This is a genomic window from Pantoea pleuroti (assembly GCF_014156615.1).
In the GTDB taxonomy this organism is placed as follows: Bacteria; Pseudomonadota; Gammaproteobacteria; order Enterobacterales; family Enterobacteriaceae; genus Pantoea; species Pantoea agglomerans.
The window spans coordinates 89,820-106,011 of record NZ_SBFD01000012.1; the positions used below are offsets into that span (position 1 = coordinate 89,820).

14 protein-coding genes are annotated in these 16,192 nt (G+C 52.1%); 6 read left to right on the forward strand and 8 right to left on the reverse strand.

Translation table 11 applies throughout. From position 1 onward, the window contains the following. Positions 1-225: 225 nt before the first annotated feature. Positions 226-450, reverse strand: coding sequence for a DUF3606 domain-containing protein (locus EPG66_RS20595; protein WP_010256955.1), 225 nt, complete (start codon positions 448-450; stop codon positions 226-228). A gap of 369 nt (positions 451-819) precedes the next feature. Here EPG66_RS20595 and EPG66_RS20600 point away from each other — a divergent pair, with 369 nt between their 5' ends. After that, the gene (locus EPG66_RS20600; protein WP_022624236.1) at positions 820-1,059 is read left to right on the forward strand and encodes a hypothetical protein; all 240 of its coding nucleotides are present in this window, start codon (positions 820-822) and stop codon (positions 1,057-1,059) included. A 175-nt stretch (positions 1,060-1,234) separates the two neighbouring features. Then, positions 1,235-1,723: an Hsp20 family protein gene (locus EPG66_RS20605; protein ID WP_039387365.1), complete on the forward strand. Its 489-nt coding sequence runs from the start codon at positions 1,235-1,237 to the stop codon at positions 1,721-1,723. 73 nt (positions 1,724-1,796) lie between these two features. Here EPG66_RS20605 and EPG66_RS20610 read toward each other — a convergent pair whose 3' ends face one another. From EPG66_RS20610 to EPG66_RS20620, 3 genes are all read right to left on the reverse strand, one after another. After that, positions 1,797-2,561: a MerR family transcriptional regulator gene (locus EPG66_RS20610; protein WP_031593092.1), complete on the reverse strand. Its 765-nt coding sequence runs from the start codon at positions 2,559-2,561 to the stop codon at positions 1,797-1,799. A 195-nt stretch (positions 2,562-2,756) separates the two neighbouring features. Beyond that, the gene (locus tag EPG66_RS20615) at positions 2,757-2,966 is read right to left on the reverse strand and encodes a CsbD family protein (protein WP_010256969.1); all 210 of its coding nucleotides are present in this window, start codon (positions 2,964-2,966) and stop codon (positions 2,757-2,759) included. 159 nt (positions 2,967-3,125) lie between these two features. Further along, complete coding sequence (locus tag EPG66_RS20620) at positions 3,126-4,355, reverse strand: diguanylate phosphodiesterase (RefSeq protein ID WP_182687967.1); 1,230 nt, start codon at positions 4,353-4,355, stop codon at positions 3,126-3,128. Positions 4,356-5,311: 956 nt separating this feature from the next. Here EPG66_RS20620 and EPG66_RS23115 point away from each other — a divergent pair. Next, entirely contained in the window at positions 5,312-5,545 is a 234-nt protein-coding gene (locus EPG66_RS23115) for a hypothetical protein (protein WP_060678836.1), read from the forward strand. 75 nt (positions 5,546-5,620) lie between these two features. Here the strand turns inward: EPG66_RS23115 and EPG66_RS20625 are convergent, their stop codons facing one another. Further along, complete coding sequence (locus tag EPG66_RS20625; protein ID WP_031593089.1) at positions 5,621-5,950, reverse strand: hypothetical protein; 330 nt, start codon at positions 5,948-5,950, stop codon at positions 5,621-5,623. A gap of 636 nt (positions 5,951-6,586) precedes the next feature. Here EPG66_RS20625 and EPG66_RS20630 point away from each other — a divergent pair. Together EPG66_RS20630 and EPG66_RS20635 are read left to right on the forward strand one after the other, a co-directional pair. Further along, positions 6,587-8,245, forward strand: a complete 1,659-nt coding sequence (locus EPG66_RS20630) for a methyl-accepting chemotaxis protein (RefSeq protein WP_115758453.1) — start codon at positions 6,587-6,589, stop codon at positions 8,243-8,245. 603 nt (positions 8,246-8,848) lie between these two features. Further along, positions 8,849-10,774 carry a methyl-accepting chemotaxis protein gene (locus EPG66_RS20635; protein ID WP_182687970.1) on the forward strand — a complete coding sequence of 642 codons (1,926 nt, stop codon included), beginning with the start codon at positions 8,849-8,851 and terminating at the stop codon, positions 10,772-10,774. Positions 10,775-10,829: 55 nt separating this feature from the next. Here EPG66_RS20635 and EPG66_RS20640 read toward each other — a convergent pair whose 3' ends face one another. The 3 genes from EPG66_RS20640 to EPG66_RS20650 all read right to left on the reverse strand — a co-directional run bounded on the left by EPG66_RS20640 (position 10,830) and on the right by EPG66_RS20650 (position 15,387). Beyond that, positions 10,830-11,630, reverse strand: a complete 801-nt coding sequence (locus tag EPG66_RS20640) for an MBL fold metallo-hydrolase (protein WP_115758454.1) — start codon at positions 11,628-11,630, stop codon at positions 10,830-10,832. 77 nt (positions 11,631-11,707) lie between these two features. Continuing rightward, positions 11,708-12,823: a metallophosphoesterase gene (locus EPG66_RS20645; protein ID WP_115758455.1), complete on the reverse strand. Its 1,116-nt coding sequence runs from the start codon at positions 12,821-12,823 to the stop codon at positions 11,708-11,710. Positions 12,824-13,059: 236 nt separating this feature from the next. Then, positions 13,060-15,387 carry an FdhF/YdeP family oxidoreductase gene (locus EPG66_RS20650; protein WP_182687972.1) on the reverse strand — a complete coding sequence of 776 codons (2,328 nt, stop codon included), beginning with the start codon at positions 15,385-15,387 and terminating at the stop codon, positions 13,060-13,062. A 228-nt stretch (positions 15,388-15,615) separates the two neighbouring features. On the opposite strand from EPG66_RS20650, the gene EPG66_RS20655 reads away from it, so the two are divergent. Beyond that, entirely contained in the window at positions 15,616-16,185 is a 570-nt protein-coding gene (locus tag EPG66_RS20655; protein WP_373995261.1) for a cyclophilin-like fold protein, read from the forward strand. The last annotated feature ends 7 nt before the right edge of the window (positions 16,186-16,192 follow it).

A 16,192-nucleotide genomic window follows, 5' to 3' on the forward strand; every position in this document is an offset into this window, starting at 1 on the left:
AGGGTGGTTAATGTTATTTCTAAGTCAGTTTTACAGTGAAACAGGTCTGCAGCCAGAGACGGATCGCTATCCGCTGGTTGATAAGGGAGGTAACCTATTAAAACTCAAGGTAAAAGCCCGAAAAGATGAAGACCGGCAGATATGACCTGTCAGTGTACTCCTGACTGCTATAGGTCAATCTACCGCAAGACCGCCAGTAACGCGTCGCTTCAGACAGTAATCAGTTTAACCTTTCATGCCGTGTGTGAATTGTGTCGGACGACGTGGCGGCGGGTTTTGCTCCAGCCAGTCACGTACCTGTTCGGTCCGCGGCCCTCGCTCGCGGATCGCGCGTGTCAGCCTTTCCTGTGTCGTCCTCAGTTCCTGGGTCCAGTAGGTGATTTGCCACTGTTCACGAATTTCCACCTGCGACAGATCGTCGGGCGAGCGACGCTGGATAGGATTTTTCATTTATTATCCTCCTCTTTTTCAATGATGCTGCCTGAACATGACCCTCAGGCGATACATCTATCCTGATGAAGAAAGGGAGATTGAGGTAGCGGATTAATCCCTGAATGGCCCTTAAGGCAAATAACAGGATAATTCCTGGCTGGAGGAATAAAGCACTCTATGGAAATAGAAAAGTCTCTGTCAGGACAAAATATACCGCTTCGCTTATAAAAAAATCATGCATGATTTTTAACTCTGAAATTTGACATTTATTTAAAATAGTCAATTATTCTCTGGTCTTTTCGTTCTGGCCGCTCTCAGGTCGCTTCGCTTTTATTGATGGCAAAGCGCTGTGCCTTTGCGGTTTAATCATGTTTAAGGAGTCTTTGTTTGGTGAATCGTCCCCCCAGGCCGCCTGTGGTCGTCCAGAGTAATGTACGTGAACTTCGTCTTGCCGCCGGGCTCTCACAGCAGAGCGCTGCTGAGCGTTTTGACCTTAGCCTGCGCGTCTGGCAAACCAAAGAAGCCGCAGGTAACCCGACATTATTAAGTCAGGGAGAATATGAGTTGCTGTTATTACTGGCTGGCTGTCATCCCCATTTTGCTCTTGCACCTCAGAGCAAAAAGTAACGGTTGCGTTAATATCCTGAAATTTATTGCTGTGGTAACCGGCTGTCTGATAACGGTAAAAAAATTATATTTACCGACTTGAAAGCTGACAACTGATCCCTATTTATGGAGATGATCGGAAATATGAACCCGATCAGATGAACTTTTGGATGAACCTGTTCAGGAGATTATCACCATGTCAGTACAACAATTTTCAGTGTTCCCTTCGCTGGCTGATTCTGTCTTTTCAGACCGCTTTAACCGCATCGATAAATTGTTCAGTCAGCTTACTGGCGACAGCCCGGTAACGTCGGTTCCCGCTTACGATCTGCAGCGGGTAGAGGATAATCGCTATGCGTTGACCGTCAGCGTACCTGGCTGGAAAGAGCATGAACTGGAGATCGAGTTACGAGGCGGACGGCTTTCAGTGGCCGGTCACAGAGAGAAATCGTCCCAGGAAGCGTCTGGCGAGGGCCGGGAAGAGAACACCAGCTGGATCCACCGCGGTATTTCCCGACACGATTTCCAGCTGAGCTTTTCCATTCCAGAGCACATGAAGGTCACCGGAGCCAGCCTGGCGGAAGGTCTGCTTAGCATTGATCTGATCCAGGAAATACCGGAGAGCGAGAAACCGCGCCGTATCCCGATTGCGATCGGCGGTCAGCGTACCCTTGAACATCAGTAATATGAACAGGGCGGAAACGGCACAGGCTGTTTCCGCCTTTTTAATTGCTGGCAGGTAAGAAAGTCAAAAGAGTTCAGGCGCTGGCAGCCATCAGGCTGATTTGCGACGGTAAGCCGGTATTCGTTCCGGTCAGCATGATCGGTTCACCCGCCTCAAGACTGGAGTGAAATGCAGCCTTCATCGATGCGCTGATACCATCACCACACCACATCAGATGATGTTCAAAGCGGCGTTGCGCCACGGCGGGAATACCTGACGCATCTGCTGCAACTTCAACCCGAAAGCCCTGTCCGTTAAGCCGTATCGCTTCCATCCAGATCTCGGTTTCATCTGTGACGCTGACTGCTTCAAGAAACAGCGGTACGGTGCTGCGTCGTTGTGAGGCCAGCGCCAGGCGCTCCCACTGACTGACTACCGCTGAATGAAAACGCTGCTGTCGCCACGCCGCACCTTCGCTGAGGTCAGTGCGCAGCCAGAGGTTGAGCGGTCGCAGGTAGCGATTAACATAATCATCACCACAATAGTCGGTATTCATCATCTGTAGTTCGCGATCAACATCTGCGTCCGTATTGTGCGCCAGCAGATGCAACATATCCTCTTCCCGACAGGCCCAGCCGCCAGGCAGCGTAACGCTGGACCAGTTCAGCGCAGTATGGATATCAAAGAGCGTATGACCCCCTGAGGTCATTTCACGCACACAGAGCGCACGCGTAAGCTGATTATCTGAGTAGCCAGCAGGACCAGGCGGCGTTAACAGCCCGGCACGGCGCCAGCGGCGCAGAGTTTCAGGAAGAACACCGACGAGACCACATACGGTGTCAGTAGAGTGCTGGGGCATAATTGATATCCGGAAGGCATTGAGATCCCATGAACAGGGAAGATGACGCAGTATGCGCGTCAGGAATAAATAAAGAAACAATCATTTCCATAATCTGCCGGTGTATCGGGTGCAGAGATGGCAGTGGGTGAGAGGGATTAAACAGGGCTACAGGGCAGGTGCCGGACGCAGGGACGCCCGGCGATTAAGAACGCGTTACCAGTGGTACTTGTTGGAATCTTCCCACTCTTTCACTTCTTTTTCGGCACGATCTTTCTCGTAGCCGTAGCGTTCCTGAATTTTACCGACCAGCTGATCGCGCTTCCCTTCTACAACGGTCATATCATCATCCGTAAGATCACCCCATTTTTCCTTAACTTTACCTTTGAACTGCTTCCAGTTACCGCCAATGCGATCTTCGTTCATGATGACTCTCCCATTTCCGGTTGTTGTCCAGTGACCTGATGAATATCTGTGTTGCCTGAAGGCTGTCAGATGAATCAAGCATGGCACAGCTTTTGCCTTTTGCAGCGAAGCGGTGTGAGCCGCATCAAATTATGGGCAAAAGGGCAGGAAAGGGAATGATCACGGCGAGGGCGATTCCGGGCGTCGTGCTGGCCAGCTTACTGCAGGCAGGGCATTGAGGGCTGGACGGGCAAACAGAAAGCCTTGGTAATAGCGTACCCCGGCACCTTCCAGCCAGAGCCACTCTTCAATTTTTTCAACCCCTTCCGCAATGACCGTAATTTCCAGCGCCTGACAGCATTTAATGATGGCCATCACTATCGCCTGACGCGGGCCACTGCGGTGGATATCGGTGATTAGCTTGCGATCGATTTTAACTTTGTCGGGCTGGAAATCGGCTAACAGCGACAGGCCAGCGAAACCGGCGCCAAAATCGTCGAGCGCCAGGCTGATCCCGGCCGCTTTCAGCTGCTGGACAGCAAACTGGAATGCGTCGAAGCGCGAGATGATCTCATCTTCGGTCACTTCAACCACCACCTGCTCTGGTCGCAATCCCTGCTGCCTGATCTGCTGGATAAGATGTTCAACAGCATTATCGATTACCACCAGCGACATGGGCAGCAGGTTGACGGAGAGTGTCTGCTCGCGCAACCCCAGATGCCTGGCCAGCTGGAAAGCGTAGGTTTTAGAGTGCAGATCGCCCTGATAGCGCTCGCTTTCTGGCAACTGTGAAAAGTAATCAGCGGGTGATGCGCCGTGCTGACCACGTATTAAGGCTTCACAGGAGACAATCCGGCGATTCGCTGTATCCACGATAGGCTGTAAAGCAAATTCACAACGCTGACCCGGTGCCGGTTGCCAGGCTGGCTGAGTTTCGGAGGTGATTGGCGTTGTCAGCGTCCACTGACTGGCAGGATCAATTTTGATAAACGTCTCTTTATCCCGCCCCTCGACGAAAGAACGCAGGAACTTTACCACCCGGTCATCTCTGATCCGTTCATCACTCAGGGTGACCCGCTTAAGCAGGGCATCCACTACGGTGTGTTTCTGATAATCACGTAAATCAAACAAGGCCATACCGGCATGACCGAAGCGACGCGCAGGGGCGTAATCCCGCATCAGCTCAATCAGGTTAAAATGCCGCTCATCCTGACTGATACGCTGGAAAACTGTGTGAACGTTGTCGACGCTACCCTCCAGCACCTGAAAAAAGTGTTGACCGTCATAGAGCAGTATCCCGGTGACTTCAGCCTCGGCATTTTTGATACTGGCGCGCTCCACCAGCGCTTTCAATCTCTCTGGCGAGACAGAACCCGCAAGCTGGCTACGGTAAATAAGGGTGGAGAGCATAATCAGACTCACGTGGCAAAAGTTACTGATTAAACATATCACAGAAATATTGCCGGTTAAGGGCACAACTGCGACCATTATGCCGTTATATTTGCAGCATTAATTTAATCGTAGATTCAGGTAGTACGACAGGATTCGACAATCAGGACATCAGATGGCGGTGCGGCAATAACCGGGCATAGAAATGACTGGAAAAGAAAAGCCCCCGCAAAAGCGGGAGCGAATAGCAGATATAGCGCATTATTATAACGTTACAGCATCCCTGGTGAGGCGCTGGTCAATCTGATATTGCCAGATTATTACGCACTTTTTACTCTCTTTACCATGTCATTCTGGCGAGGTTTTTAAGCGGGTAAAAATCCGTTTATTTGCTAATCCGGAAAATTGTTTTCAGATTCAATCCGCTGTTTCAGGCTTCTGCTGATGTCCGTACCGCCAATGAATTATCAGCTTACAAATCAACCACTTTTCCAGACACGCCTTTAACGTCATCAGCACAGTAGTCCGCAACGCATGAACGTTGCCGGTCTGCAGAGACAATCAGATGTGGGTATCTGCGTTATCTGAAAAAAGTGCCCCCTGTAAAGGGGGCAAGGGTAGGAGTCAGATCGCTCTGTAAAAGAAGTGGATTTCATCACAGAGCCATTCAAAGATAGGGCAAAAACCATGTTTATGCCGCTACGGTTAACTCTTTTTTTAGTTAGATATCAAATAATTAAAACGCTAATAATGTTTAATGACTCTAAAAATCAACACCTTAATCCGATATGAAAACGATTTCTAAGATTAGGATTAAAGTCCTGTTTCGGCTGCTGCTTCTGCTATAAATGGCCACAATTAAGCCATTGCTTAGCGATCTGAGAGTGGTACACAGAGCAGACTTGACCGTTTACAAGAATAATTGTACTGTTCATGCATACAGTATTTTGTCGGTTGAAAGCAGGTGTGGGGTTGAGATGTCACAGGATGATGAGGTCTGGTCAGCATTCAGAGAGGCGATGAGGCGGGATGATACCGGTCAGTGCACAGTGAGTACCCGGGATTTTGTGGCTGAACTGGAACAACGCAACTCACCTCACACGCTTCGGGCCGCGAATACGTGGATAGAGATGCATATCACGACTTTCAGTGATATCTCAATTGAGCCCGGGGAATGTCGGCTGTTCCAGGTGCCTGCGGCGCGTGATTAAAACGTGCCGCAGCGCAGACAGGATAATAAAGCGTTTCAGCCTGCCCGCTGTAACAGGTTCAGGCTGAAGCAGGCATCAGAGCCTGGATGTGTTCCGACGCATGTCAGAACGATCCTGGAATTTAGGATTCGCGGGGTAGCTCTTCTCGCACGCCATGCGCGCCAGATTCAATGCAACTTTGCGTTTTTTAAGCTTTAACTTCGGCAACCACTCTTTGAACTGTGCCGTTAGCGACGCTGCCTGCTGCTCGTTGGTGACACGACAGATAAAGAGCTTGCTCTTGGTCTGACGACTGACATCAATGGCATAGATCTCTACACCTGCGCTGCACACTTCATATTCAACATCCGTAAACTGCATGTGTGGCCAAAGACCGGTTCTGGTTTCAAATGTGGCTAAATCCATGACGACTACCTTTTTTTATTTTAAGCGTTATTGCTACCCAACAGACAAAAGCCTGGTCGGGCCAGTGAGCATAGACCAGATTCAGCATTCTGCCAGCGATTTCACTGATTTAATCTGGCCCTGACACAAAAGGCTAAAATCTGATATGGACGCCTGTTATCCGACAGGTAGCCAGTCACCCTCTTATCAGAAAATCTGATGACAGACTGTCATGCTGTTTTTTCACCCTTCAGCTCTTCAGCTTTACAACCCTTGCCGTTGCTGCTTCTGTCACGGCATCTCACAAAATTTATTGCCTTCTCTTTACAATTATCATCATCAGAACTGTTGAATTAGCGAGCTAATGATCAGATCCCAATGAATGTCTGCTGCCGCTTCATTGTGACCATCCGGCAGTGGAAAACTTCTGACAGCCCATCTGGTAAATTTATCGCAGATGATGAGATGTAAAAGGGCGTGTCAAAATAAAAATGAACTAATGCCAGAATAGTTTCCTGTGTAGTTCACTCTGTGCCATTCGCAAGGAGAAATAAAAATATATTCGCCATGCTTAATTAAAGCCCTGCAGACAAAAGCCGATAAGAACGATCCAACTTTGAATTATGTCCAGATTATTCTTTTTTGCCGGGGGCAAGTATGACTATTACACAACGTCTGGTATTGATTTTCTCACTGCTTGCAATGTCACTGATTGCACTGGTGATTATCTCTTTATCAGTGATTTCGGGCTTTCAATCCCGCTTTGAATATGTACAGATGAACGCGATACCCAGCATTCGCGATCTCAATAAATCGATCAGTGTCACCAATCAGTTAGGTATTGCGCTTTATCGCCACCACAGCACCAGCGATGCGGCAAAATTCCCTGCTGCGGAAGAGCGCATTGAGAATCTGCTTTCGCAAATTAAGTCGCTCAATGATTACTACATGACAAACGATGTCTCGAACGATGAAGACAAAGCGATGACGGAACAGGCCTATAAAAATCTGGATGCGGTCCGCAGCGCATTGCCGGCATTTCTTGCTGCGTCACGCGCCCATAATGATGCGGTCACGCTGCCGTTATTGCAGAGTGAGGGCGGTATTGGTGCCGCATCCCGTAAGATGGAAGCGGATTTCACCCGTCAGATTCAGCTGAATATCGATATTGGCGAACAGCTCAGGGCGGAGAACAAGCGCGTTTATAGCCAGACCCTGTGGGCGATGTCTGGTGGATCGCTGCTGCTTATTCTGATACTGGCCGGTTTCTCCGCTAAGGTGATTCTCGGCATTAAAAAGAGCCTCTCAGGCATGGTCAATACCATGACGCAGGTGAGTCATACCCTCGACCTGACTCATACCGCGGAGGTCCGCAGTAAGGATGAGATCGGCAAAACGGCGATGGCATTTAATCAGCTGCTGGCGCGCGTCTCCGGCACGCTGCTCTCTGTCAATCATGCCGCGCAATCGGTCAGTACCGGATCAACGCAGATTGCCGCAGGCAACGAAGATCTCTCTGCACGCACGGAAGAACAGGCGGCTTCACTGGAGCAAACCTCAGCCAGCATGGCGACACTGAGCGAAACGGTGCGACAGAACTCAGAAGGTGCGCATCAGGCCAGCAGCCTGGCAAATAACGCGAATCACATGTCAATCCAGAATGGGACGGCGGTGAAGCAGATGCTCAGCACCATGGATGAAATCCGTGCCAGCTCTGCCAAAATCTCTGAAATTACCGGGCTGATTGAAGGCATCGCGTTTCAGACCAATATTCTGGCGCTGAATGCGGCAGTCGAGGCAGCGCGTGCGGGCGAGCATGGTCGCGGCTTCGCCGTTGTTGCCTCTGAAGTGCGCAATCTGGCGCAGCGCTCCTCTTCTGCCGCCCGTGAAATTAAGGATCTTATCTCAACATCGGTTTCACAGGTCGAGCACGGTTTAGAGCAGGCCAGCGGCGTTGGATCTAATAGTGAAAATGTCCGTCAGGCGATTCAGCAGGTGGCCGATCTGGTCAATGAGATTGCGGCGGCTACCTCTGAGCAGAGCAAAGGCATTGAACAGGTTCATCAGGCTATCGGTCAGATGGATGAAGTGACGCAACAGAACGCCTCGCTGGTGGAAGAGGCCTCATCCGCCTCTAAGTCGCTGCAGGAGCAGGCAGAAACGCTGTCGGGACTGGTGGCGACCTTTAAGCTGGAAAGCAATCACAGTGCAGTGCAGTCGCAGCAGACCGCTGCAGTACGGCGTCCGGTATTACACACAAAGCAGCCTGAGCACCAGACCATCGACCTGACTAAGGCGAACTGGGAAAGTTTTTAATGGTTGAGCAGTAACTTAAGGGCCTCCACAATGTGGGGGCTTTTTTTCATCATTAATCAGAATAAATAAAACGGCTTTTCCTGAAATAAATATAATATGAAATCGATTTCATTATAAAAGCGCAGGTAACTCTTTAGGGTTATAAGGTTTAAATTGAAATTGGCCGGGCGTGGATATTTGTTTTGGCAGTCTGGTGGTAATGAGTCAGATACAGGCAGGATGTCAGTTATCGGCTATTCGTGACGTAACTTGAATTTCTTTATTTTCAAAACAATAACGCTGAAGTCAGGCTTGCTGATTAATGTGTTCTGTCAGATTTTTTTATTTCAATGATATGATTTATAGGCTTATTTTTTAGGTTTGACTTAGGTGTATATTGAAGTAAATATTGTCATTTTATTCACTGTAAAATAACGCAGCGCAATCTATACTCCCTTCCGTGTTATATGTACTTCTGATTTTTATACGAAACTCCTTTCTTCATAGCGACATTGTGCTGCATGAGTCATCTCTGGCTATGTCAAAGAAACGGTAAAAATAATATTACGAAAGCTATTTCGTGCGCTACACACCTGCACGTCTCACACATCAGAGCGGAAAAGAATGAAAAAAATACTCGACCGGATTAATTTGCCAGCGAAATTCCTGTTACTCGGATCCTTTGCGCTGGTGCTGTTTATTTTACCCACCTTTCTGTTTATTCAGACGGGCAACCAGCTTATTGATACAAAGAATGTGGAACTGACCGGTATACCGGTCGAAAGAAAGGTGCTCAAGTTGCTGAACCTGCTGCAGCGGCACCGTGCGGAAAGTGCGATCGCTATCTCGCTGAACAAACCAGATAACGCGCCACGTATGGCGTTGGTCAGTGAGGTTAATCGCTTATCTCAGACGATTGCTGACGAATTACGTCAGAATAATGAGCAGGCGCAGCCGCTGAAACGGCTGGAGCGGGTTAATCAGGAGTGGAGCCAGCTGCAGAATGATATTAACGCGGGCAAACTGACCCTGGCAACCAGCCTGACGCGGCATGCTCAGCTGATTCAGGCGCTGCTCGATACGAACCAAGATGTACTTGATTTCTATCAGCTATCGCTGGATGCCGATCTGAACACCTACCAGCTGATTGTCAGTATCTTTAGTCGCCTGCCTCAGCTAACTGAAACGCTGGGACAGATTCGTGCTAGCGGCACGTCGCTGATCGCAGGTGGGAATGTGTCGGATGCCGATCGCAGCCGCATGGAATTTCAGCTTGATTATGGCAAAACGGCGCTGAGACAGTTTAGCGGCAACATGGATAAAGTATTTTCCATTGAGCCAGATCTTAAAACCACCTTTGGCAATCTGGCACAGGATGCGAACCAGCAGGCGCTGAGTGCGCTGAATCTGGCTGATAGTGTCTTTGTCAGCGGTCATGCCAGCGTGACACCGGTTGACTATGTGCGGGTCTTTACCCAGGCGATTAACCGTTACGGCGAGCTGGGTGAACAAACCAGCCATCGTCTGGAAGGAATGATGCAGACGCAGATCCAGGAACGCCGCTATGCGCAATACCTGTTACTGGCAGGTCTGTTTGCCGTCGCGCTGCTGGCCATTCTGCTGGCCGTCATGATCACCCGTTCAGTGACCCGGCCGGTTAAAGAAGCGGTCGAAGTTGCCAGCCGTGTCGCGGCAGGTGATCTGACGGCACAGCTGACCGTTTCCGGCAGCAATGAGATGGCTGAGCTTCTGAATGCACTGATGCGGATGCAGCAGCGTCTTGCTCAGCTGGTGTCGGATATCAAAGGTAACGCGGCCACCATCGCCAACTCCTCAGAAGAGATTGCCCGTGGCAATGGCGATCTGTCGTCACGCACTGAGCAACAGGCGGCTTCACTGGCTGAAACGGCTGCCAGTATGGAGCAGCTGGCGGCAATCATTCAGCAGAACGCGGATAACACGCGCTTTGCCTCTGCCCGTGCAGAATCTGCCACACAGGCTGCTCTCTCCAGTGGTGCAGCAATGGATTCGGTGATGGAGACCATGCACAAAATTCGTGGCAGCTCAGGTAAAATTGAAGAGATTACCTCGGTGATTGACAGTATCGCCTTCCAGACCAACATTCTGGCACTGAATGCGGCCGTGGAAGCGGCACGCGCCGGTGAGCAGGGTAAAGGTTTTGCGGTTGTTGCATCGGAAGTGCGGGCACTGGCACAACGTTCAGCCAGTGCAGCTAAAGAGATCAAGGGTCTGATTGAGCAGTCGGTCGGCCACGCGCAGGAAGGGATCGCCATGGCGCAGAACGCAGGCGATAAGGTGAAACAGAGCGTCAGCGCCATTGAACAGACCTCTCAGCTGATGCGCGACATCACTTCTTCATCCGAAGAGCAGAGCAGTGGCATCTCGCAGGTCAATATTGCGGTGAACCAGATGGATCAGGTGACGCAGCAGAACGCCGTGCTGGTAGAAGAGTCGGCCTCCTCAGCTGATGAACTCGCCGCGCGCGCAGGGCAGTTACGTACGATGGTTGCGGTGTTCCAGACCGCATAATGGTGCTAAACAGCCGCCTGTGGGCGGCTGTTCTCTTCTCAGCGTTTATTCCGCGCTACGCCTGATGATCCTGCAGACAGGCCAGATACTTCTCTCCCGACCGCATCACCTTCTCTTTTGCCTGCTGATGGATATCCTGCCCTTCAAACGCGCCATACAGTTGCCCGAATGTCACGCCGGAGAGCCGATGCAGTATGTCGCCTACCGTAGCGGCTGACAGCGGCAGCATATTCGGGTAGCTCCACATAAACGACACGCCATGCGCACCCGGCGTAACCTGGATAATATCACCCGCCAGAATCACCCCTTCGTCTTCGTTCCAGTGCAGCACGCTGCCGCCGGGAAAATGGCCGCCCAGCCGTAACAGCGTCACAGAGGGCATCAGCGTCAGCGACTCGCCCTGCCATAACTGGATATGCGGACTCTTCCGCACAATCCATTGACGATCGCGGGCGTGCAGATGAATGGGCGCATTAAACGCTTCAGCCCACTCCTGCATGGTGGTGTAGTAGTGCGGATGTGAAATCGCGATAGCATCAATGCCGCCCAGCGCCGCGATCAGCGTATAGGTGGCATCATCAAGGTTGGCAATGCAGTCCCACAGCACGTTGCCGTGCGGCGTGCGCAGCAGAAAAGCGCGCTGGTTGATGGCAAACTCAGGCACGGTTTTAAGACTTAACAGCGCATCGCTATGGGCCGTCCACTTATTGGCGTGGCTGGCGCGCAGTTCATCAAACGCGATCCAGCGCTGACCAGCGGCCGGAACGTACTGGCGTTCATCATCACAGATTTTACATTGCTGATGAGTGGAATGAGCGGGATAAGCCGTTCCGCAGGCGGTACATAACATCGTCATGGTGATCTCCTTTGTCTCACTCAATCTTATGCACACCTGCGAAAACCGCACTTTCCTGAGGCTATTTCTTCACGCAACTACGGCTGGCGGCGAAGGGTAATCCGGGTGAGTTCTGAGGGACGACCCAGCCTCACCGCCATGCCTGGCCAGAGTGCAGTGCCGTTATTCACATAGAGCTGCATTCCGCCGACCTGATAAAGCCCGGAAACAAATCCGGCGTTGGGTTTAGCAAATAGCCTGTCCAGCCCGATAATCAGTCCGCCATGCGTATGTCCTGAGAGCTGCACATCCACGCCCTGCGCTGCGTTCTGGCGTGCATTGCGTGGCTGGTGATCCAGCAGGATTACCGGCGCGTTTTCAGGTGCCTGTTCCAGCGCGCGGGCCAGATCCGGGCCGACCGCGTTTCTGCCGGGTGCGGAGGCGTCCGGCAGGCCAGCAATCACCAGCTTTGCAGTTCCGCGCTGGATAACGGTATGGCTGTTGAGCAGAGGTTGCAGACCCAGTGAGGCCAGATGCGCCGTCCAGATTGCCTGATGGAAGAAATATTCATGATTGCCGGTGATAGCCCATACGCCGTCAGGCGCTGCCAGCCCGCGCAGCGGCGCAACGTCCTGTCGTCGATGCGCCAGACTGCCATCGATCACATCGCCCGTGACCACAATCAGATCGGCTTTGAGAGACATTGCCCGTTCAACCATTGCGGCGGTCCAGGCCGCATTAAACAACCGGGTGATATGCAGGTCGGTCAGCTGCAGCAGCTGATAGCCATCGAACTCAGCGGGCAGGTTGTGCAGCGCAAGGGTCACCTCTTTGACTGGCGGCACGCGTATCGCCTGCTGAACGCCAAAGGCAGCCAGCCCCATCGCCAGCACAACGGCCAGATAGCGAACACCGGGAACCAGCTCCAGCGGATGACGCAACAGCAGGGCAATCAGCATGACCGCATCCATCAGCATCTGAAGCAACGCCAGCAGCAGCACGGTGCTGTACGCCCAGTTAAACAGAATGATGATAATGCGGGGCATTTCAGCAGAGAAGATCCCGCCCGAGGTAAAACGGCTCACCAGCAGATATTGTGAAGCCAGCAGCACCAGAGCGGAGAGCAGGATCTTTATAGCCAGTGGCAGGGACAAGGGAATAATGACGCGCGCAATAACATACCAGCTGGGTAAGCTGAAAATCAGGTGAAACATGGCATTTTTCCGGTAGGGCGCTGAACATCTGCGCAGGCAAAAAAGAGTCGATCGTTTATAGAGCCGTTTTCAGGACTGTAGTGTATATGATGTTACCGTCAGGCTTGCTTCACGTCGGGTGCTTTACAGGCGGTAAAGCAGGCAGAGAGGAGCGATAAAACTTCAGGGCGCAACAATGAAAACAGCGTGACCGGAGCACCGGCCACGCTGGCAACATTCACGTATTGAGACGCTGACTAGCGTAAAATGCCTGAGGTCGTCTGGGTCTCGTCAGTTACACGTTTCATGGATATCGGAATACTTTTATAGGCGGGAATGCCGCTTTTGGTATCGTGGCTGTCAAGCGGAACCATCACATTGGCTTCGGGATAGTAAGCGCCGACCGAACCTGGGGCCATATCAATAATCACGATGGTCAGGTTTTTCATCTGGCGCGAGGTGGGATTGCCATCCGGGTCCAGCGCCATCAGATCGACACGGTCACCGACCCGTAACTGTCGCTTCTCCGCCTCTTCTGCATTGATAAACAGCACATCGCGGCGGCCTGTCACGCCACGATAGCGGTCATTCAGCCCGTAAAGCGTGGTGTTGTACTGATCGTGACTGCGCAGGGTAGTGAGCACCAGATCATGGCACTTCAGCGAGCGGGGATCTTCATTGATGCCCTGCATCACTTTAAACTGAGCACGGCCAGATGGTGTGAGCCAGACGCGCTCTGAGGCGGCATTATAGAGCCGGAATCCGCCCGGATGCTTAATCCTCTCATTGAAGTTTTCAAACGCCGGGAACACCGCTTCAATGGCATCGCGGATGCGGCTGTAATCGGCTGCCATGGCCGACCAGTCAACCACGCTGTCCGGCAGCGTTGCCTTCGCCAGTGAGGCGACCAGCGCCGGTTCAGACTTAAGATGGGGTGAGGCGGGATCCAGCGAACCGCGTGAGGCATGCACCATCGACATTGAATCTTCCACGGTGACGCTCTGCGCGCCGGTTGCCTGAACATCGGTCTCTGTTCGGCCCAGCACCGGCAGCAGATAATTATGTTTACCCAGTAACAGGTGCGAGCGGTTCAGTTTGGTCGCCATATGCACCACCAGATCAAGATTGCGCATCGCCGGGAACGTGACTTGTGGATCGGAAATCGCTTCCGCCAGGTTGCCGCCCAGACACAGCAACGCTTTGGCTTTGCCGTCGCGCATCGCCTTTATTGCCTCAATGGCGCCGTGACCATGCTTCTGCGGCGGGCGGAAACCAAACACCTTCTCCAGACTATCAAGCAGCGACTGCGGTGGAATCTCAGTAATGCCCACTGTGCGATCGCCCTGCACATTGGAGTGACCGCGTAACGGACAGATACCTGCACCCGGCTTGCCGATATTGCCGCGCATCAGCAGCAGGTTAGCGATTTGCTGCACGTTCTGAGTGCCGTACTGGTGCTGGGTAATGCCCATGCCATAACAGATGATGGTACGTTCAGCGCTGGCGTAGAGCCGGGCGATATGCTGGATCTCCTCACGGGCCATGCCCGAGACTTTCAGAATATGCTCCCAGTCCGTGCTCTCCATGTCGGCTTTCAGGGCGTCAAAGCCTTCAGTGTGCTCAGTAATGAATGCTTCATCAATGACGCCGGGTTCGCCTTTGCTGAGCGCCTCCTCGTGCATAGTGAGCAGGATCTTCATTACCCCTTTCAGCATGGCTGCGTCACCGCCCACCCTGACCTTGTAGTAGGTCGACGCCAGCTCAGTGGAGCTCATTGACAGCATCTCAATCGGGCTCTGCGGCGAAGTAAAACGCTCCAGGCCACGTTCACGCAGCGGGTTGATCGCCACAATAGTGGCACCGCGTTTCGACACTTCCCGTAGCGTGCCCAGCATGCGCGGATGGTTGGTACCTGGGTTGTGGCCGATACAAAGGACCAGGTCGCAGTGATCAAAATCTTCCAGCTCTACCGTACCTTTGCCGACGCCAATTGACTCCGGAAGCCCGACACTGGTCGGTTCATGGCACATGTTTGAGCAGTCAGGGAAGTTATTGGTGCCATATTCGCGGGCGAAAAGTTGCCACAGAAACGCCGCTTCATTGGAGGCGCGTCCCGAGGTATAAAACTCGACGCTGTCCGGATCGTCGTAACTGCGCAGATGCTCTCCAATCTCCCGGAACGCCGTCTCCCATTCGATGGGCTGATAGGTATCCGTAGCGGCATCGTACTTCATCGGATGGGTCAGGCGGCCTTCGCCCTCCAGATGCAGTGCGCTGCGCTCCCACAGCTCAGTCACGGTATGAGCGGCAAAAAATTCCGGTGTGGTGCGTTTGCTGGTCGCTTCCCACGAGACGGCTTTTGCGCCGTTTTCGCAGAACTCAAATGATGAGGCATGTTGCGGGTCGGGCCAGGCGCAGCCCGGACAGTCAAAGCCCTGCGGCTGGTTGACTTTAAACAGGGCGATCACATCCTGTTTCACAGACATCTGGCCGCGGATAGCATCAGCAACCGCCTTCAATGCGCCCCAGCCTCCGGCAGCGCCCCCATAAGGAGCGATGCCATTTGTGCGATTTTGCTCTTTCATAATGCTCCACATTGTCTCTGTTGTTATTTATTAAGCCTGGTACAGAAATAGTTGCAACAACGTGGAAACCGGCTGTTATTCAGGGAAAATATTTCTCAAAATGTTTCGACAGTCCGAAACGTAAGCCGCAAATCAGTTCAGCACCTCAGATGAAGCGCAGCGCATCCAGGCTGTTGCAGAATAAGCGGTGCGTGAGTTCCGCCGACAGGGAGATGATGCAGGTGAAGGGTGAAGGATAAATCTTTACCATCAGGTAACGGCAGGTACGTGAGCCAGTTTATTCAGGGCTGGACGGCGATCGCAGTAACGCACTCCATGTCTGAACAGATGCGCCATAATCCGGAGAGCAACCTTATGAAAAGAGCCTTACTTTTGCTGGTTTTACTTTCCACCTATAGTCTGATACCCGCTAAAGCCAGTGGCCCGGTTCGGGCAGGAGAGCTGCATCCCATGAAGATTATTATGACGATCAACCATCAGTCGTATGAGATTGCGCTGGCGGATAACGCCACCGCGAAAGCATTTGTACAGCAACTCCCGCTGACCATGACGATGGCGGAGCTGAACGGCAATGAGAAGTTTGCAGACCTGCCTGCTGCTCTTAATAACGATCCGCACAAACCCGGCACGATCCAGCAGGGCGATGTGATGCTGTATGGCAATAAGACGCTGGTTCTTTTTTACGAGACATTCCAGACCTCCTATAGCTACACGCCAATAGGAAAGGTGCTGTCGACAGATAGCCTCAAAAAGAGTGTCGGTGAAGGGGGGATTAACGTACGGTTCACCCGGCCATGACTGATAT